The sequence below is a fragment of the Microbispora sp. NPDC049633 genome (assembly GCF_040675265.1).
In the GTDB taxonomy this organism is placed as follows: Bacteria; Actinomycetota; Actinomycetes; order Streptosporangiales; family Streptosporangiaceae; genus Microbispora; species Microbispora maris.
Genome location: NZ_JBFAOO010000148.1, coordinates 1 through 18,006, shown reverse-complemented (window position 1 = coordinate 18,006; position 18,006 = coordinate 1). Strand labels below are relative to the sequence as shown.

Here is an 18,006-nt window from a genome sequence, read left to right as displayed (position 1 = left end):
GCAGCAGCACGACGCCGCCGGCCAGCAGGGCGAGGATCACGACGCCGCCGGCCACCCACACGTACGGCGGCATCGAGGACTTGGGCTGCTCCGCGCGCGCGGGGCGGGCCACCGGCCGGCTGCCGGCGTCCACGGCCGTGCCGGCCTTGGCCCGGGCGTCGCGCAGGTGGTCGGCCGCGACCGCGTGGTCGGGCCGCAGGTTGAGCACCTGCTGCAGCGCGGGTACCGCGCCGGTGTAGAGCTTGTTGTGGTAGGAGGCGAGCGCGTTCTCGTACACGACGTCGACCGGGCCGCGGCGCGGGGTGACGCCGGCGGCGACCAGCGCGCTGCGGATCTCGTCGGCGGGGGTGATGGTCATGGGCTGGTCGCCGCCGCCGGAGATGAACCCGATCACCTCGCTCTTGCCGTCGTCGATGAGGGCGGCGCCGGACGCGCCGTCGTCGAGCAGCTTGCGGACCTTGTCGCGCTCCTTGAAGGTCCGGCTGCCCGGAGGGTCGAGGTGCGCGGTGTCGAGCTTGGGCGCCAGCTTCGCCGAGGGGCTGCCGGTCATCGTCATCACGTCGAGCGACTCGACCGCTCCGCCGATCGCCGTGCCCAGCGGGACCGTGGGCAGCGTCTGCTTCTCGCCGCCCTTGGTGACCTTGAGCACCGCCGGGGCCGCCGGGGACGCGCCGGTGGTCAGGATCTGCGCGGGCAGGCCACCGGGCGGCGGCGGGTCGAGGTAGGGGTGCACGGTCACGTTCGTCGTGACGTCCGCGAGGCAGGTCGAGTCGGTCTGCTGCGGCGGGTAGCAGGCCTTGAGCCGCCGGTCGAGGTCGGGGTCGTCCAGCGAGTGCCGCTTGAAGTCGGCCGGGATCTTGACCTTGAAGTACTCGGCGAAGACCCGGTTGGCGGCGTACACCCGGGGGTCGTCGGCGGCCTGCACGACCTGGGTCGCGGTGACGACCACGCCGTCGGGCGTGACCGTGAAGCCGCTGCCCTTCGCCAGGTCGACGTCGTAGTCGCGGACCATCTGTTTGATCACACCGCGGTCGTCCAGCAGCGTGATGCGGACGTGCGAGGAGGACTCCACGCGTACGCCGCCCGGGGTGACGCGGTCGGTGGAGCCGCTGGGGTGCGGGTGGAGCATGGGGGCCGCGAACGCGGCGAACGCGCCCAGCCCCGCGATGAGGGAGTGCAGGCGGGGCATCTGCGTCTCCTAGGCGTGTTCGGATCGCTTCAAGCGTCTCAGCGCGGACAGTGCTCGACAAGATGAGTATCGTGACCGACACCCACTTGATACAGGGTGATGATCGCGCGGTCACTTGACGCTGACTTGCAGGCCAATTGCGGGACGTCTGTTCCCTGCTGCGCGCTATGCCGGATAGGGGTTACTCTGCGCGTCATGCGCTTGTCCCCCCTCCGCTCGGTTCCCCGCGTCGACCTCCTGATCGGCCTGGCCATCATGGCGCTGGGCACCCTTGAGGCGTTCACGGTCGCCACCGAGTACGGCGCGGCCCAGAACCCCCAGCTGTGGTGGGTCGGGCAGGCGCTGGTCACCGGAGTCCTGGTCTGGTACCGCCGCAAGGCGCCGGTGGCGGTGTTCATCCTGATGATCCTCGCACAGTACGCCTGGCACCGGCAGGGCCACGAGCAGTGCCCGGTCTGGCAGCTCGCCGCGCTGCTCATCGTCTTCCACACGATCGGCGCCCATCTGCCGGTGAAGCACGGCGGCGCCTGGGCGCTCGCGGGCATCCTGATCTTCGACTCGGGGGCCGTCGACCACCGGTTCCTGCCGTTCGGGGAGGTCATCTACCTGACGGTGATGTTCGGCTCGGCGTACGCCACGGGCCTGGCCCTGCGCGGCTACCTGCTGCGGGCGCACCGGATGGCCGAGCGGGCGGCGCGGCTGGAGATCGAGCGGGAACGCCGGGCCGCCGAGGCCGTCGCCGCGGAGCGGAGCCGGATCGCCAGGGAACTGCACGACGTGGTGGCCCACAGCGTCAGCATGATGGTCATGCAGGCCGGCGCGCTGCGCCGCCGGATGGGCGCGTCGCAGGAGGGCGAGCACTCCTCGGAGACCGCGATCCTGTCGGGCATCGAGCAGGCGGGCCGGGAGGCGGTCGAGGAGCTGCGCATCATGCTCGGCGCGCTGCGGATGCCGCAGGACGAGGCGCTGCCCCAGCCGGGGCTCGACATGGTGCCCAACCTCATCTCCACCGTCGGGTCCTCGGGGCTCCGCGTCACGCTGGAGACGGAGGGCGAGCCCGTTCACCTCGCGCCGGGTCTCGACCTGTCGGCCTACCGGATCGTGCAGGAGGCCCTCACCAACGCGGTCAAGTACGCCGGGGACGCCGATGTGCGGATCCGGCTCGCCTACCGCCGGGACCGTCTGGAGCTGGAGGTCGCCGATAATGGCGGGGGCGCAGGACCGGCGCTGTCCACCGGCAACGGGCTCATCGGCATGCGTGAACGGGCCGAGCTGTTCGGCGGCTCCCTCGACGCGGGGCCGCTGCCGGAGGGCGGCTTCCGTGTCCGCGCGACGCTGCCGATCTCCCAGGGAGTGCCGATGAGCGAGGCCACGAATTGACGATCCGCATCGTCCTCGCGGACGACCAGGCGATGATCCGGGCCGGTCTGCGCATGGTGGTCGAGAGCGAGCCCGGCATGGAGATCGTGGGCGAGGCCGCCGACGGCGTGGAGGCGGTCGCCCTGGCCCGCCGGGTCCAGCCCGACGTCGTGCTGATGGACATCTCGATGCCGCGGATGGACGGTCTCACCGCGGCCCGGCAGCTCCTCGACGCGCCGCATCCGCCCAAGGTCGTCATGCTGACGACGTTCGACACCGACGAGAACCTGTACGCCGCGCTGCGCGCGGGGACCAGCGGCTTCCTGCTGAAGGTGTCGCCGCCCGAGCAGCTCGTGGAGGCGATCAGGGTCGTCGCCGCGGGTGACGGCCTGCTCGACCCCGCCGTCACCACGCGGGTGATCGCCTCCTTCGCCGGCCGGCACGAGCCGGTGCGGCCGCCGCAGCTCGCCGAGCTCACCCCGCGCGAGCTCGAGGTGCTGCGGATGCTCGCCCGGGGCCTCACCAACGCCGAGATCGCCAAGGAGCTCTTCGTCGGCGAGGCCACGGTCAAGACCCACGTCGCCCGTGTGCTCATGAAGCTGAACCTGCGCGACCGCGCTCAGGCGGTCGTGTTCGCGTACGAGTCGGGCGTGGTGACGCCGGGGTCGGCGCTCGGGTAGTACGACGCCCACTGGGCGTTGGTCATCTTGAGCACCTTGAGGCCGAGGTAGCCCATGGCGATGACGGGGGCGCCCCAGAACGGGATCGTGGCCGGGCTGTAGGGCACGGCGGCCGCGCCGAGGTAGCCGGCGGCGACGACGGCCGGAACCCACCAGTGGACGAAGCCGGTGCGGGACACGGCCAGCAGGAGCAGCGGCAGTCCGACCATGCCGAAGTAGATCCACGGCAGCGTGAAGCCGAAGATCACGCCGGGCAGTTCGAACACCTGGTTGAACATCTTCTGGCCCTGCTCCACGGGGTAGTGCTGCCCGAACCACCACTCCACGGGGTCCATCAGGAGCAGCGCCGAGACGCTGATGTAGCCGACGATCGTCATGCCGCCCGCGATGTGCCCGAGGATGACGGCCTTCTTGCGCACCAGGTGCAGCAGGCCGAAGGCCGCGATCGGGACGAGCAGCCAGCTCCAGTGGTAGAGCGCGGACTCCAGCTGGGCCAGGGCCGGGTTGTCGCCGTAGCTGACCATCTCGCGGTCGTCCCCCCACGTGCCGGGGTCGACGAGGAGCGCGACGAACTGCAGCAGCGGCGCGACGAACAGCAGGACTCCGGTGACGCTTCGCCGGAAGGCCACCGAGTCGGACAGTTTGAACATCGATCTTTCCCCTTGCTCGGGTCTGTCTCCCTACGGCCGGTGACGGTAGGTGGGCGACCCGCGGGGGCTCGTCCTCCGCTCGGGTGATGTCTCCTCATCCGCTAGGGCGACTTATCGCCACAGAGCGAGGTATGTGTATATTTTCCGGAAGATGGCTCACACTACGGGAGATTTTTCATGAAGGCGTTCCCGGCGGTCCTGTTCGACGAGGCGCACAGCGAGGCGTGGACGATCCGGCGAGAGGTCGCCGAGGCCATGAATCCCGCCCATCCCGACGACAACAGCTACGCGGAGGCCGCCGGTGCGCTGCGGCGGCTCGGTCACACGGTGCGCGCGCACACCGAGGGCCCGGTCACCCCGGACGTGCTGGCCGGGTGTGACGTCTTCGTGGTCGCGCACCCCTCCGCCGAGCGCTGGGAGCGCACCACCGGGGTCGGCAGCCCCGTCTTCACCGCCGAGGAGATCGACGCCGTCGAGGCGTACGTCGCCGACGGCGGCGGGCTGATCGTGCTGGCCGAGCACGAGCAGGAGAAGTACGGCAGCAACCTGGCGGCCCTGCTCGCCCGGTTCGGGGTCACGGTGGAGCACACCACCGTGCAGGACCCCGGGCACTGCCACAACACGGTGGCCACTTGGGTCCTCGGCGTCCCCTCGGCGCAGGCCGTGCCCGGGCAGGGCGGCGTGGCCCAGGACCTGCTGGCGGAGGTGCGCCGGGCGTGCTTCTACCGCGCGGGCACGCTCGGCGTGCCGGCCGGGTCGAGCGTGCTGTTCGAGACCTCCGAGTCCGCCGACCCCGCGTCCGCCCCGCTGGTGGCCGCCGTACGGCACGGCAGGGGGCGCGTGGTCGTCCTGGCCGACTCCGACCTGTTCGGCGACGACTCGATCCACGACTACGACCACGAGAAGCTGTGGGGCAACCTGGTCACCTGGGCCGCCCGTGTGCCCGAGACGTCCGCCGCCGCCCGGGCGTCCCGCCCCGAGGTGGCGGAGGAGTTCGCCCGGCTGAAGGCCGCCGTCGAGCGGCTGCGCCCGCTGCAGGCCAAGGACGGCTCCGTCACCGGCGACCACGACGAGGCCGTGGCCTGCATCAGCGAGATCGTCGACGGCGTCGCGCGGCTCGCGCCGCACTTCCCGCACGACGCCGAGTACCTCGACGCGGTCACGAAGGACTTCCGCGCGTGGGTCGCGGCCGGGCTCGGCAAGCCGGACTTCCTCGACTCGCTGAACGTCTTCCACCCCGACGCCCAGCGGGTCGACGGCCTGGAGCACCTGGTCGTCTTCCCGATGTACACGCAGAACGGCAACCCCGGCCGCAACGTCGAGGCGGTCTGGATCCGGGTCGTGTGGCCCCAGTGGCTCGCCGAGCTGGAGGCGGGCGGCTACGACAACCCGATGTTCGTGCCGATCACGTTCGTCGACTTCACCTCCGGCTACGACACCAACTCGGCCGTGCTGTTCCCCGAGACCGTGGTCGTGCGCCAGGCCCCGCCGCGCTTCACCTGGGGCGGCATCTTCTGCGACCGCGAGGCGGCCCGGTTCCGCCGGGTCAGCGAGGCCGCCGCGGCCACGCTGAAGCTGGAGCTCCCGCCGGACGCCGCCCGGCTGCTGGCGTCCCAGGACCTCGCCCAGGACACGTTCGTGCTGTGGGACCTCGTCCACGACCGCACGCACAGCCACGGCGACCTGCCCTTCGACCCGTTCATGATCAAGCAGCGCATGCCGTACTGGCTCTACAGCCTGGAGGAGCTGCGCTGCGACCTCACGGCGTACGGCGAGGCCGTGAAGCTGGAGGCGGCGGGCGTGCCGCACGCGCGGTACGTGCAGTACGCCATCCTGTTCGACCGGCTGTTCCGCTTCCCGATCACCGGTGACCGGGTGCGCAACTACGACGGGCTCGGCGGCCAGCTGCTGTTCGCCTACCTGCACCGGCAGGGCATCGTGCGGTGGACCGACAACCGGCTCACGATCGACTGGTCGCGGGTCGCCGACGGCGTCGCCGACCTGCGCGGCGAGGTGGAGAAGCTCTACCGCGACGGCATCGACCGCTCCAAGCGCGCGCACTGGCTCGCCGCGCACGAGCTGGTCGCGACGTACGTCGAGCCCGACCCGGCCTCGGCCTGGAAGCAGGGCGTCCAGGCGCTGCCCACCGAGCAGAAGGCCATGGTCGACGCCGTCCTGCCCGACGAGTTCCCCCTGAGCATGTTCTACGAGGCTCTGCGCCGTAAGCTCACCGACGTGGTGGAGTCGACCCGGGGCATCCGGGCGTGAGCGCGGACCGCGTGGGCGAGATCTGGAGGGGCGTGCGATGAGCAGGGTGATCGTGGTCACGGGGGCGGGCGGCCCGACCGGCGGGGCCGTCGCCAGGAAGTTCGGCGAACTCGGCGACACGGTCATCGGCGTGGACAAGTCCGGCGCCGACGGGTGTCTGGCCGTCGACCTGCTCGACCGGGACGCGGTGCGCGGCCTGGCCGAGCGGGTGCGGGCCGAGCACGGCCGGGTGGACGGCGTCGTCCATCTGGTCGGCGGCTGGCGCGGGTCGAAGACATTCGCCGACACCTCGCTCGACGACTGGGACCTGCTGCACGACCTGCTGATCAGGACCCTGCAGAACGTGTCGCTGGAGTTCGAGCCGCTGCTGCGGGAGAGCGGGAACGGGCGCTTCGTGATCGTCTCGGCGCGGGCGGCCCAGAAGCCGACCCAGGGCGGCGCGGCGTACGCCGCCGCCAAGGCCGCCGCCGAGGCGTGGACGCTGTCGCTGGCCGACGCGCTGAAGGACACCTCCTCCGCCGCGGTGGTCCTGGTGGTCAACGCGCTGGTGCACGATGAGATGAGGGCCGCGAACCCGGACAAGCCGTACCGGACCTTCACCGACGTGAAGGACCTGGCGGCGGCGGTCGCGGGCCTGTGGGATGAGGAGCCTGCGGCGGTCAACGGCCGCAGGATCGACCTCACACCCTGATCTACGCTGCTGATCCGGACCCGCGGCCGGCTCTGGAGAGCCGGCCGCGGGTCCGAACCGCGACTGGGGAGACATCTCGTGACAACCGACGCCGTACGGCGGCATGACCCGGCGAGCCGGACGTTCGCCAGCGACAACTACGCGGGGGTGCACCCCGAGATCCTGGAGGCGATCGCCCTCGCCAACGGGGGACACCAGATCTCCTACGGCGACGACGTCTACACCGAGGCGGTCCGCGGCGTCTTCCGCGGGCACTTCGGCGAGCAGGCCGAGATCTTCCCCGTGTTCAACGGCACGGCGGCCAACGTCGTGTCGCTGCGCTCGATGTGCGCGCGCTGGGAGGCCGTGATCTGCCCCGAGACCGCGCACATCAACACCGACGAGGGCGGCGCCCCCGAGGTCACCGGCGGCCTGAAGCTGCTGCCGGTCGCCACCCCGGACGGCAAGCTCACGCCGGACCTGATCGACCGGCAGGCCTGGGGCTTCGGCGACGTGCACCGCGCGCAGCCGCGGGTCGTGTCGATCTCCAACGCGACCGAGCTCGGCACGCTGTACACGCCGGCCGAGATCAGGGCGATCTGCGACCACGCCCACGAGCTGGGGATGTTCGTCCACCTCGACGGGTCGCGGATCACCAACGCCGCCGCCGCGCTCGACGTGCCGCTGCGCGCTCTGACCACGGACGCGGGGGTCGACGTGCTGTCGTTCGGCGGCACCAAGATCGGCCTGCTGCTGGGCGAGGCCGTCGTCGTGCTGAACCCGGAGGCGTCGCGGGGCCTGCCGTACCTGCGCAAGACGAGCATGCAGCTCGCCTCGAAGATGCGTTTCGTCTCGGTGCAGTTCGAGGCGCTGCTCGGGGGCGACCTGTGGCTGCGCAACGCCCGCCAGGCCAACGCCATGGCCCGGCGGCTCGCGGACGCCGTACGGGACCTGCCCGGGGTGAGCGTGCCGCGCCCGGTCGAGGCCAACGCGGTCTTCGCGGTCCTGCCTGCGGACGTGGCCGACCGGCTGCGCAAGCGGTTCCGGTTCTACAACTGGAACGAGCAGGTCGGCGGGGGCATGGTCGAGGTGCGGTGGATGTGCGCCTTCGACACCACCGAGGCCGACGTGGACGCGTTCGCCGCGGCGCTGGCCGAGGAACTGCGCGCCTGACCGCTCCCACACACACGCCGGCTCTCGCCTTCACGTTCGCATCCCCGTCATGCGCTGCCGCCGGGCGCCCCTCTCGTCAGGGGCGCCGGCCAGCGGGCTGAACGGCTCGCCGAGAGGTGAGCAATACGAAACACAGTGGTAACTCGCGCGAATACGCCGCGAAACGGCCATTGGCGAGTCTCGTGATGCTCCCGGGTGCGATCACCACAGATGTGGAGAAGTGCGAGGCGATGACATGCCGGTGAATACGGACAGCGGTGCGACCGCCTGGCTCCTGGCCTGTACCGCGCTCGTCCTGCTGATGACGCCGGGCCTGGCCTTCTTCTACGGCGGCATGGTCCGGACGAAGAGCGTGCTCAACATGATCATGATGAGCTTCGTCTCGATCGCCCTGGTCACCATCGCCTGGCTCGCCGCCGGCTACAGCCTGGTGTTCGGCGACGACCTCGGCGGCCTGGGACTGATCGGCGGCCTCGACCATCTCGGGCTGCGCGGCATCACCACGCAATCGGTCACCGGGCAGGTGCCGACGCTGCTGTTCGCCACCTTCCAGCTCACCTTCGCCGTCATCACCGCCGCGCTGATCAGCGGTGCCATCGCCGACCGCGCGAACTTCTCCGCCTGGATGGTCTTCGTCCCTGTATGGGCGCTCGTGGTCTACGCCCCCATCGCGCACTGGGTGTGGAGTCCCGGAGGCTGGATCCACGGCATGGGCACCCTCGACTACGCGGGCGGCCTGGTCGTGGAGATCGCCTCGGGCGCCTCCGGGCTGGCCATGGCGCTGGTGCTCGGGCCTCGCATCGGGTTCAAGGCCGAGGCCATGCGACCGCACAACCTGCCACTGGTGCTGCTCGGCGCGGGGCTGCTGTGGTTCGGGTGGTTCGGCTTCAACGCGGGTTCGGCGCTCGCGGCCGACGGCACCGCCGCCGCCGTCTTCCTCAACACCCTGGCCGCGGGTTGCACCGGACTGCTGGGCTGGCTGCTGGTGGAGCGGCGCCGCGACGGCCGTCCCACCACCTTCGGGGTCGCCTCGGGCATCGTGGCCGGACTGGTGGCGATCACGCCGTCGTGCGGCTCCGTCGACGTGCTGGGCGCCCTGGTGATCGGCCTGGCCGCCGGGATGATCTGTTCGCAGGCGGTCGGCTGGAAGTTCCGGCACGGCTACGACGACTCTCTGGACGTGGTCGGGGTCCATCTGGTCGGCGGCATCGTCGGCACCCTGCTGATCGGGCTGCTGGCCACCCGGTCGCTCACCGGCGCCGACGGTCCCCGGGGCCTGCTGTACGGAGGCGGGCTCGCCCAGCTGGGCAAGCAGGCCGTGGCGATCGTGGTCGTCGCGGTGTACGCCTTCGCGGTCACCTATGCGATCGGCAGGCTGATCCACCGGCTGATGGGTTTCCGGGTGAGCGAGGAGGACGAGATGTCCGGTGTCGATCTGGCACTGCATGCGGAGACCGCCTACGACCACGGCGTGCTCGACCACGCCGTCCGGACGGGTCCGGTCACGGCGCTGCGCGAGCGCACCCGGAATCAGGAGCGTACGCAGGACCGGCGACCGGCGACGTAGACACCGCGATCACGCGGGCCGTGACGCGGACGGCTCCGCCCGGACCTCCCGGCCCGTGCCCGCCCGGACGAACCGTGGGCGAGAGTCGCTACGGTGCGGGGAGCGGCTGGGCTCCCCGCTTGGCCAGCAGGTCCTTCATCGTGCGGATCTCGGCGTTCTGGCCGTCCACGATGTGCTGGGCGAGCGCGCGCACCTCGTCGCGGTCGGACAACTTGAGCAGGCCCTCGGCCATCTCCACGCCGCCCTGGTGGTGGCGGATCATGAGCTGGAGGAAGAGGACCTCGGCGTCCCTGCCCGTGGCCTGGCGGAGCCGGTTCATCTCCTCCTCCGTCGCCATGCCGGGCATCGTCCCGGCCGGCGTGGTGGCGGAGGACGTCCCGCCGTGCCCGTGCCCGGACATCCAGGCCATCGCGGGACGGCCGGAGCTCTGGTCCAGGCCCCACTGCTGGAGCCAGCCCATGAAAATTCCACGCTGCGTGCTCTGCGTCGTGATGATGTCGTACGCCAGGCTGCGCAGCGGCTCGTCGGAGGTCTTGTCCCTGAGGACGAAGGACATCTCCACCGCCTGGGCGTGGTGGACTCCCATGTCCCTGGCGAAACCGGCCTCCGGGGAGGCGTCGCCCGGCGTCCCGGACCTGGTGAAGAACACCACGAGCGCCGCCACCGCGAGGAGGACGGCGACCAGCCCGAGGGCGGAAAGGGAGCGCCGGGCCGGGGGAGCGGTCTCCACCGGAGCGTCGATGTCAGTGCTCATCGCTCACAGGCTACTCGCCGCCGCCCTTGCCCTGCCCGAAGCGATACCTTTAGCCACTATTCTCCATACTCAGCGGGGGTTTAAGGGATCTGCGGATGGAGGAGCGATGACCAAGGAGAAGACGCAGGCGAGGCGTGAGCACCTCGCTCGCATGCGCGCCGAGCAGAAGCGCAAGGAGCGGCGCGCCGCGTTTCTCATGTGGGGTATAGGCGGCCTCGTGATCGTCGTCCTTGTCGCCCTCGTCGCCGTGTACGTGGTCAAGGACCGCTCGGCCAAGTCGCTCGACGCGGTGAAGACCTACACGTACAAGGGTTCCGATCACTCTTGGACCAAGGTCTCCTACAAGGAGAACCCGCCCGTCGGCGGCCCGCACAACTACTACTGGCAGAACTGCGGCATCTATGACAAGCCGATCCACAACGAGCATGGTGTCCACTCCTTGGAGCACGGCGCGGTGTGGATCACCTACAGCCCCGACCTGCCCAAGGCCGAGGTGGACAAGCTGAAGACCATCGCCTCCGCGGACTACATGCTGCTGAGCCCCTACCCGGGCCTGCCTTCCAAGATCGCGGCCAGCTCCTGGAACCACCAGGTCACGCTGGACTCCGCGGACGACCCCCGGCTGACGCAGTTCGTGAAGAAGTACAAGCAGAACCCGACCAGCACCCCCGAGTACGGCGCGTCCTGCACGGGCGGCATCGGCACCACCGCCGAGCAGCCGCTCCCGCCGGAGCCGTCGGCGTCGGGCAACCCGCAGGAGCCGATGCCGAGCACGGCGCCGTCCAACTGAGGTCCCGCGGCGGACGTCAGGGGACCAGCACGCGGTCCACGGGCACGGCTTCCAGCCCGTGGGCCTCGGCCACCGGGCGGCTCGTGAGGTCCCCCTGGTGGGTGCTGAGACCGAGGGCGAGCGCGGGGTCGGCGGTCAGCGCCTCGCGCCAGCCCACGTCCGCGATCGCCAGCGCGTACGGCAGGGTGACGTTGGTCAGCGCGTACGTCGAGGTGTGCGGCACCGCCCCCGGCATGTTGGCCACGCAGTAGAACACCGACCCGTGCACGCGGTAGACCGGGTCGGCGTGCGTGGTCGGGCGTGAGTCCTCGAAACAGCCGCCCTGGTCGATGGAGATGTCCACGAGCACCGATCCCGGCTTCATCCGGGAGACGAGGTCGTTGCTCACCAGGGTCGGCGCCTTGGCGCCCGGCACGAGCACCGCGCCGATCACCATGTCCGCGTCCACCACCGCCCGCTCGATCTCGTACGCGTTGGACGCCACGGTCTGGCAGCCTCCTCGGTAGACGAGGTCGGCGTGGCGCAGCCGGTCGACGTCGCGGTCCAGCAGCAGCACCTGGGCCCGCATGCCCATGGCGACCGCCGCGGCGTTCATGCCCGACACGCCCGCGCCGATCACCGCCACCTTGGCCGGATAGGTGCCGGGGACGCCGCTCATCAGCACTCCGCGACCGCCGCCCTGGCGCATGAGATGGTAGGCGCCCACCTGCGGCGCCAGCCGTCCGGCCACCTCCGACATGGGCGCGAGCAACGGCAGCGTGCGGTCGGGTTTCTGCACGGTCTCGTACGCGATGCCGGTCACGCCCGACTCCAGCATGGCCCGGGTGCACGGCTCCGAGGCGGCCAGGTGGAGATAAGTGAACAGCACCTGGCCCTTGCGCATCCGGTGATACTCGTCCGGCACCGGTTCCTTGACCTTCAGGATCAGGTCGCCCTCGCCCCACACCTCGTCCGCCGTGCCGAGGACGACGGCCCCGGCGGCGGCGAAGTCCTCGTCGGGGATCGCCGACCCCTGGCCCGCGCCCTTCTCGACGAGGACCCGGTGACCCTTGCGGACGAACTCGTTGACCCCCGCGGGTGTGAGCGCGACCCGGTATTCGTGCGTCTTGATCTCTCGGGGAACTCCCACCTTCATGTCTTCACTGTCTGCTCTCGGCCTTCCGCATGGCATCGGGCAACGGGCAACCATTTGGCGGGTATTCATGACAAATTGTCAGCAACAGAGCGGGTTGAGCGTTCCATGGTCGGCCGGTTACCCGCGGTTGGCAGACCTCGGTAGGCTCTGCGAGCGGTGTAAGGGATCGAGGTGGGAATGCACAACGCGCCCGTGCCGGGGAACGAGGAGCCGGTCCCGTGGCCCGGCGGCCTGACATCGGGAGCCGAGACGGCGCCCATGCCGAAGCCTGTCGGCCCTGAGGGCCGCGGCGGCGCGCCCGGCGAGTACGACTGGTTCGGCGGCCCCGGGGCCGAGGGAGATACGTCCGTCCTGCCCGCCGCCGGTGGTGGGGGACGGGACGACGCGCCGACCGGGCCTGTCCGTGTGCCCGGCGACCCGCTCCGTGACCCCCTCCGTGACCCCCTGAGTGACCCGCTGCCCGGGTCCGGGGGTGTGCCGGGTGGGCCCGGTGGCGCCGGCCGGTTCGACGACCCACTGGGTGTGCCTCCGGTGTCCCGTGAGCCTGTCGATCCCTTCGGCGTGCGCGGTGTGCCCGTCGACCCCGTCGGTGTGCCCGGTGACCCGCTCCGTGACCCCCTCAGTGACCCCCTGAGTGACCCGCTGCCCGGGTCCGGAGGTGTGCCGGGTGGGCCCGCGGACGCCGGCCCGCTCGACGACCCGCTCGACGACCCGCTGGGCGTGCCCGTACCCGGTGACCTTGCCGGCGCCCCGACCGCTCCCGCTCTGGCCGGTGAGCCGGTGGAGCCTGCCCCGCCCGACATGCCCGCAGTGCCCGGCGACCCGGCCGCAGGCGGAACGGACGGGCCGGGTGAGGGGCCGCCCGCGGCCGTCGGCCCGACGGAGCCGAGGGCGGCCAGGGGAACGACGATCGCCCTCGTCGTCGCCCTCGTGCTGGTGGTCGTCATGTCCGGCGTCCTCGGCGCCGTCGCCGTGATGATGACCCGTAACCCGGACGCCCCGCCGCTCAAGCAGGCATCCGTACGCACCCTGCTGACGCCGGTGCACTTCGCCCCGGTCACCGGGGTGGGACAGGCGCCGTGCACCGCGACGGACGCGATCCCGGACGACAAGGGCACTTCCTGCTACCAGCTCGACCCGGGGGTCACGGTCACGACGGTGCAGAAGATCGAGGAGGTGCCGGACAACGACGGCACCTATTCGATCCGGCTCGTGCTGTCCCCCTCCAGTCAGGAGCAGATCGCCGCGCTCACCCGCGAGACGGTCAAGCAGCAACTCGCCGTCGTGGTGGGGGAGAAGGTGGTGGCCGCCCCCCGGGTCGCCCAGGAGATCACTCAGGACAGCCTCGGCATCGCGGGCTTCGACAAGGCGCAGGCGGACGCGATCATGGCGCTGCTGACCGGCTCCGCCCCCGCGGGACAGCAGCCGAACCCGGCCGCCTCGCCCTCCGCCGCAGACGCCGGGCAGCCGGGTGGCACGCAGCCGGATGGCACGCAGCAGGGCGGGACGCAGCCCGGCGGCGGAACCCAGCAGGGCGGCACCCAGCAGGGTGGGACCCAGCCCGGCGGCGGAACGCAACCGGACGGCACCCAGCAGGGTGGGACCCAGCAGGGCGGCACGCAGCAGGGCGGGACCCAGCAGGGCGGGACCCAGCAGGGCGGCGGTCAGCCCAGCATCGAGCAGTTCCAGTGAGTTCACTCGTAGGAGCTCGCGGCTCGAAGGCGCGCCAGGCCGGGGGCGACACCGCACGTGCTTCCTGCGGGAACCGCGAGCAACGGGTCCCGGCGGGGCTAACGGAGCGAGTGGCGCACCCAGACGTTGGGTTCGACGTACACCGCGAAGCCGTGGTCGGCGTCGCAGTGGACGGGCACCAGCGCTCCCGGAACCATGAAGACCGGCCAGCTGTCGGGCATGCTCCACATCTGCGGCTCGAGTTCGGGACGCTCCGCCAGCGTGGTGATCTGCAGGTCCATGGCTGGATATTCGCAAAGCGGACTTGCCGGCAGCAAACCCTTTGTCCTCCCGCGGGCGATCGGCCGGAGTGAAGCCCGCGTGCAAGCAGGGGGCAATCCGGGTGCAAGGAGATTCCTCTAACGTACGGCGTGTGTCAGCACCATGGTTGCGAGGCGCGGCCGCCACGGCCGTGACCGCCGCGTTCCTGCTCCCCGCCTCCCTGCTCGCCGCGGCCCCGGCGCTCGCGCACGCCGCCCAGGCCCCCGCACAGGCCCCCGCACAGGCCCCCGCGCAGTTCCCCGCGCAGGCCAAGCCCGCACCGGCGACGGTAGCCAAGACGTTGTTCCGCGCCTGGCTGCGCGGGGACCGCCACGCGGCCTCCCGGGTCGCCGCCGCGGGCGCGGTCTCGACGCTCTTCTCCTACCCCTACCGTGCCCCGGACGAGTTCGCGGGCTGCTCGGGCGACTCCTGCCGGTTCGTCCACACCAGCGTGCGCGTACCGGGCGGGCTCGACGGGCTCCTGATGGTCGTGTCCGGCGCGAAGGTCACGAAGGTGTACGCGTCGCGTCACCTCGTGAAGCCGTCCGCCGCCGCCGGGCATCTGTTCGACGCCTGGCGCAAGCACGACCGCAACCGGGGCCTGGAGATCGCCTCGACCACGGCCGTCAGGACGCTCTTCCGGACCAGGCACGACCCGAAGGGCGTCAAGTACTTCTTCCAGGGCTGCAACTCGGAGCCCAAGGGCTACAGCTGCGCCTACTCCTACGAGGGCGGCGCCATGTTCATGCACGTACGCGGCTCGAAGAGCCGCGGCTACGAGGTGACCTCCATCGGCTACGTCGCCGACTGAGCGCCGGCCGCGGCAGCGGGCGCGAGCGCGATGTCCTCGGGCCGGATCGGGACCCGGGGGAGATCCAGCCCGGTCGCGGCCCTGACCGCCGCGGCCACCGCGGGGGTCGACGAGAGCGTGGGCGGCTCGCCCGCGCCGCGCAGGCCGTACGGCGCGTGGGGGTCGGGGTTCTCCAGGACCGACAGCCGCATCGGCGGCATGTCGAGGATGGTGGGGATCAGATAGTCGGTGAACGAGGGGTTGAGCACCCGGCCGTCCCTGACCTGGACCTCCTCCATCAACGCCAGGCCCAGGCCCTGCGCGGAGCCGCCGTGGATCTGCCCCTCCAGGGCCAGGGGGTTGAGGATCTTCCCGACGTCCTGCACGGCGGCCAGCTCGACGACCTTCACCAGGCCCAAATCGGCGTCGACGTCGACCACCGCCCGGTGCACGCACAACGCGAGCTGTGTGTGGGAGTCGCCCTGGCCGGTGACGGGGTCCATCGGGAACGTGGGCCGGTGGCGGTACTCCCGTGTCTCCTCGACCGGCCCGAACCGCTCGAGCACCTCCTCCAGGGACAGGTCCGGATGGGCCGCCCGCAGCGCGTCGAGCCGCGCCCGCACCGCCTCGCACGCCGTCTTGACCGCCCCGCCGGTGACGTACGACTGGCGGGACGCCGAGGAGGACCCGGCGGAGCCGACCGCGGTGTCGGCCGGGGCGACCGTGACCCTGCCGATCCCGAGCTCCATATGCGCGATCTGGGCCTGGACGGTGACGAGCCCCTGGCCCACCTCGGCGGCGGCGGTGTGGACGAGCACGTGCGGCTCGTCCCCGGCGAGCTCGACGCGCACCCGTGCCGTCGAGTAGTCGTCGAAGCCCTCGGAGAAGCAGATGTTCTTGATGCCGACGCCGTAGCCCACACCGCGCCGCACGCCCTCGCCGTGCGTCGTCTGCGCCACGCCGCCCGGCAGCGCCCGCAGGTCCGGGGAGGCGGGCGGCGGCAGCGGCATCGCGGCCAGTTCCGCGAGCATGTCCGCCAGCGGCGCGGGGGTGTCGATCACCTGCCCGGTGGCCAGGCGCGACCCCTGCGACACCGCGTTGCGGACGCGGATCTCGACCGGAGACAGCCCGCAGGCAGCGGCCAGGCGGTCCATCTGGGACTCGTAGGCGAAGCAGGCCTGGACCGCCCCGAACCCGCGCATCGCCCCGCAGGGCGGGTTGTTCGTGTAGACGCCGTAGGCGTCGATCCACACGTTGCCCACCTCGTACGGCCCGACGCCGAGCGAGGCGGCGTTGCCGACCACGGCGGGGGTGGACGAACAGTAGGCGCCGCCGTCGAGCAGGATCTCGGCCTTCACGTAGACGAGCCGCCCGTCGGCCGTCGCGCCGTGCTCGTAGCGCATCCGGGCGGGATGCCGGTGGACGTGGCCGAAGAACGACTCCTCGCGGCCGTACACCATCTTGACCGGGCGGCCCGTCCGCAGCGCCAGCATCGAGGCGTGGACCTGCATCGACAGGTCCTCCCTTGCGCCGAACGCGCCGCCGACCCCGGCGAGGGTCAGCCGCACCCTGTCCTTCGGCAGGCCCAGGCACGGCGCCACCTGGTCCTGGTCGACGTGCAGCCACTGGGTGGCGACGAACAGGTCCACTCCGCCGTCCTCGGCGGGCACGGCGAGGCCCGACTCGGGCCCGAGGAACGCCTGGTCCTGCATGCCGACCTCGTACTCGCCGGTGACGACCACCTCGGCCTCGAAGGCGCTCCCCACCCTGACCGGCTGGTGCCGTACGAGGTTGCCCCCCGGATGGACGGCGGGGCAGGAGGGGTCGAAGGCGGCCCGGCGCGGATCGGTCACCGCTTCGCGCTCCTCGTAGTCCACGACGATCGCGGCGGCGGCGCGGCGGGCGGTCTCCGGATGGTCGGCGGCCACGATCGCCACGGGCTCGCCCTGGTAGCGGACCTGGTCGACGGCGAGCACCGGCTGGTCGCGGAGCTCCAGCCCGTAGAACTTCTCGCCGGGCACGTCCTCGTGGGTCAGCACGGCGAAGACGCCGGGCATCGCGAGGGCGGGGCCGGCGTCGATCGAGCGGATCCACGCGGACGGGTGCGGGCTGCGCAACGTGGCGCCCCAGAGCATGCCCTCCAGCCACAGGTCCGAGGAGTAGGCGAACTCCCCGGTCACCTTCAGTGTGCCGTCGGGGCGCGGCACGCTCTCGCCGAGGCCCGAAAGCCGCCCGCTCCCCGTCGCCGTCTCAGTCGTCGTGCGCCGCTCCACCGTCGTAGTACAGCAACCGGGAACGGGCGTGGCCTATCGGCGCGGCCATGAAACCCGGCGACGGCCGGGGTCGATGCTTGTATATATCTCCAAATACGCTTCTGTCGTGCTGTTGCAAGATCTGCTCACCGCCCCGGAACTGCGGCTCGTCCTGCTCACGGGCGACGAGCGGCTGGACCGCGAGATCAAGCGCGTGCTCATCACCGACCTGCCCGATCCCCGGCGGTACCTGTCGGGCGGCGAACTGGTGCTGACCGGCCTGATGTGGCGCCAGTCGCCCGCGGACTCCGCCCGGTTCGTGGCCGCCCTGGCCGAGGCCGGCGTGGCCGCGCTCGGCGCCGGCGACGCGCGGCTCGGCATGGTGCCGGACGACCTGGTGGACGCCTGCCGCGCGCACGGGCTGCCGCTGTTCGAGGTGCCCGTCGAGGTGTCGTTCGGGGCGGTCACCGAGCTGGTCGGCAGGCGCGTCGCCGCCGCCCAGGCGGGCGACCTGCGGGGCGCGCTCGGGCGGCACCGCAGGATCGTCGCGGCCGTGGCCGAAGGGGCCGGGCTCGGCGAGCTGTTCGCTCTGGTCGAGGCCGAGCTCGGCGTCACTGCCGCCGTCGTCTCCGCCTGCGGCACGGTCGTCGCGGGCGCCCTGCCCGAGGAGCGGGCCGTACGGCTGGCGCGCGACTACCTCGCCGCCGTCCGCCTGCCCGTCGTCGTGGACCGCGGCG

16 protein-coding genes are annotated in these 18,006 nt (G+C 71.6%); 10 read left to right on the top strand and 6 right to left on the bottom strand.

Annotation, left to right across the window (positions count from 1 at the left end; genetic code table 11):
• Positions 1-1,189 (bottom strand): hypothetical protein (locus tag AB0J39_RS29030; protein WP_363470260.1); only part of this gene is annotated, 1,189 nt, incomplete at its 3' end.
• Positions 1,190-1,384: 195 nt separating this feature from the next.
• Here AB0J39_RS29030 and AB0J39_RS29025 point away from each other — a divergent pair.
• Together AB0J39_RS29025 and AB0J39_RS29020 are read left to right on the top strand one after the other, a co-directional pair.
• Positions 1,385-2,569 carry a histidine kinase gene (locus AB0J39_RS29025; protein ID WP_363470257.1) on the top strand — a complete coding sequence of 395 codons (1,185 nt, stop codon included), beginning with the start codon at positions 1,385-1,387 and terminating at the stop codon, positions 2,567-2,569.
• Positions 2,566-3,228 carry a response regulator transcription factor gene (locus AB0J39_RS29020; RefSeq protein ID WP_169978923.1) on the top strand — a complete coding sequence of 221 codons (663 nt, stop codon included), beginning with the start codon at positions 2,566-2,568 and terminating at the stop codon, positions 3,226-3,228. The genes AB0J39_RS29025 and AB0J39_RS29020 overlap by 4 nt, the downstream gene beginning before the upstream one ends.
• On the opposite strand, the gene AB0J39_RS29015 is transcribed toward AB0J39_RS29020, so the two are convergent.
• Positions 3,168-3,878, bottom strand: a complete 711-nt coding sequence (locus tag AB0J39_RS29015) for a hypothetical protein (RefSeq protein WP_363470254.1) — start codon at positions 3,876-3,878, stop codon at positions 3,168-3,170. The genes AB0J39_RS29020 and AB0J39_RS29015 overlap by 61 nt on opposite strands.
• 177 nt (positions 3,879-4,055) lie before the next feature.
• Here AB0J39_RS29015 and AB0J39_RS29010 point away from each other — a divergent pair, with 177 nt between their 5' ends.
• From AB0J39_RS29010 to AB0J39_RS28995, 4 genes are all read left to right on the top strand, one after another.
• The gene (locus AB0J39_RS29010) at positions 4,056-6,146 is read left to right on the top strand and encodes a DUF6421 family protein (protein ID WP_363470252.1); all 2,091 of its coding nucleotides are present in this window, start codon (positions 4,056-4,058) and stop codon (positions 6,144-6,146) included.
• 37 nt (positions 6,147-6,183) lie between these two features.
• Positions 6,184-6,837: an SDR family NAD(P)-dependent oxidoreductase gene (locus AB0J39_RS29005; RefSeq protein ID WP_363470249.1), complete on the top strand. Its 654-nt coding sequence runs from the start codon at positions 6,184-6,186 to the stop codon at positions 6,835-6,837.
• 78 nt (positions 6,838-6,915) lie between these two features.
• On the top strand, positions 6,916-7,989 hold the full coding sequence (locus AB0J39_RS29000) for a low specificity L-threonine aldolase (RefSeq protein ID WP_363470246.1): 1,074 nt from the start codon (positions 6,916-6,918) through the stop codon (positions 7,987-7,989).
• Positions 7,990-8,224: 235 nt separating this feature from the next.
• The gene (locus tag AB0J39_RS28995; protein WP_363470243.1) at positions 8,225-9,556 is read left to right on the top strand and encodes an ammonium transporter; all 1,332 of its coding nucleotides are present in this window, start codon (positions 8,225-8,227) and stop codon (positions 9,554-9,556) included.
• 88 nt (positions 9,557-9,644) lie between these two features.
• On the opposite strand, the gene AB0J39_RS28990 is transcribed toward AB0J39_RS28995, so the two are convergent.
• Positions 9,645-10,310, bottom strand: a complete 666-nt coding sequence (locus tag AB0J39_RS28990; RefSeq protein WP_363470240.1) for a DUF305 domain-containing protein — start codon at positions 10,308-10,310, stop codon at positions 9,645-9,647.
• Between the two features lie 106 nt (positions 10,311-10,416).
• Between AB0J39_RS28990 and AB0J39_RS28985 the strand changes: the two genes are divergently transcribed.
• Positions 10,417-11,100 carry a DUF3105 domain-containing protein gene (locus AB0J39_RS28985; RefSeq protein WP_363470237.1) on the top strand — a complete coding sequence of 228 codons (684 nt, stop codon included), beginning with the start codon at positions 10,417-10,419 and terminating at the stop codon, positions 11,098-11,100.
• Between the two features lie 16 nt (positions 11,101-11,116).
• On the opposite strand, the gene ald is transcribed toward AB0J39_RS28985, so the two are convergent.
• Positions 11,117-12,235: an alanine dehydrogenase gene (gene ald / locus AB0J39_RS28980; RefSeq protein ID WP_363470234.1), complete on the bottom strand. Its 1,119-nt coding sequence runs from the start codon at positions 12,233-12,235 to the stop codon at positions 11,117-11,119.
• A gap of 531 nt (positions 12,236-12,766) precedes the next feature.
• Between ald and AB0J39_RS28975 the strand changes: the two genes are divergently transcribed.
• A complete protein-coding gene (locus AB0J39_RS28975; protein WP_363470231.1) occupies positions 12,767-13,927 on the top strand; it encodes a hypothetical protein in 1,161 nt (386 codons plus the stop codon).
• Positions 13,928-14,025: 98 nt separating this feature from the next.
• On the opposite strand, the gene AB0J39_RS28970 is transcribed toward AB0J39_RS28975, so the two are convergent.
• On the bottom strand, positions 14,026-14,208 hold the full coding sequence (locus AB0J39_RS28970) for a hypothetical protein (RefSeq protein ID WP_363470228.1): 183 nt from the start codon (positions 14,206-14,208) through the stop codon (positions 14,026-14,028).
• Positions 14,209-14,339: 131 nt separating this feature from the next.
• Between AB0J39_RS28970 and AB0J39_RS28965 the strand changes: the two genes are divergently transcribed.
• Positions 14,340-15,038 (top strand): hypothetical protein, encoded by a 699-nt coding sequence (locus AB0J39_RS28965; protein WP_363470225.1) that lies wholly within the window; start codon positions 14,340-14,342, stop codon positions 15,036-15,038.
• Here AB0J39_RS28965 and AB0J39_RS28960 read toward each other — a convergent pair.
• On the bottom strand, positions 15,023-17,290 hold the full coding sequence (locus AB0J39_RS28960) for a molybdopterin cofactor-binding domain-containing protein (RefSeq protein WP_363470223.1): 2,268 nt from the start codon (positions 17,288-17,290) through the stop codon (positions 15,023-15,025). The genes AB0J39_RS28965 and AB0J39_RS28960 overlap by 16 nt on opposite strands.
• A gap of 106 nt (positions 17,291-17,396) precedes the next feature.
• Here AB0J39_RS28960 and AB0J39_RS28955 point away from each other — a divergent pair.
• Positions 17,397-18,006 (top strand): PucR family transcriptional regulator ligand-binding domain-containing protein (locus tag AB0J39_RS28955; protein WP_363470220.1); only part of this gene is annotated, 610 nt, incomplete at its 3' end.

Bases quoted from the DNA above. Each gene is read 5' to 3' on its own strand.
- AB0J39_RS29025 (WP_363470257.1), top strand. From the start codon at position 1,385: ATGCGCTTGTCCCCCCTCCGCTCGGTTCCCCGCGTCGACCTCCTGATC.
- AB0J39_RS29015 (WP_363470254.1), bottom strand. From the start codon at position 3,878: ATGTTCAAACTGTCCGACTCGGTGGCCTTCCGGCGAAGCGTCACCGGA.
- AB0J39_RS29010 (WP_363470252.1), top strand. From the start codon at position 4,056: ATGAAGGCGTTCCCGGCGGTCCTGTTCGACGAGGCGCACAGCGAGGCG.
- AB0J39_RS29005 (WP_363470249.1), top strand. From the start codon at position 6,184: ATGAGCAGGGTGATCGTGGTCACGGGGGCGGGCGGCCCGACCGGCGGG.
- AB0J39_RS28995 (WP_363470243.1), top strand. From the start codon at position 8,225: ATGCCGGTGAATACGGACAGCGGTGCGACCGCCTGGCTCCTGGCCTGT.
- AB0J39_RS28990 (WP_363470240.1), bottom strand. From the start codon at position 10,310: ATGAGCACTGACATCGACGCTCCGGTGGAGACCGCTCCCCCGGCCCGG.
- AB0J39_RS28985 (WP_363470237.1), top strand. From the start codon at position 10,417: ATGACCAAGGAGAAGACGCAGGCGAGGCGTGAGCACCTCGCTCGCATG.
- ald (WP_363470234.1), bottom strand. From the start codon at position 12,235: ATGAAGGTGGGAGTTCCCCGAGAGATCAAGACGCACGAATACCGGGTC.
- AB0J39_RS28970 (WP_363470228.1), bottom strand. From the start codon at position 14,208: ATGGACCTGCAGATCACCACGCTGGCGGAGCGTCCCGAACTCGAGCCG.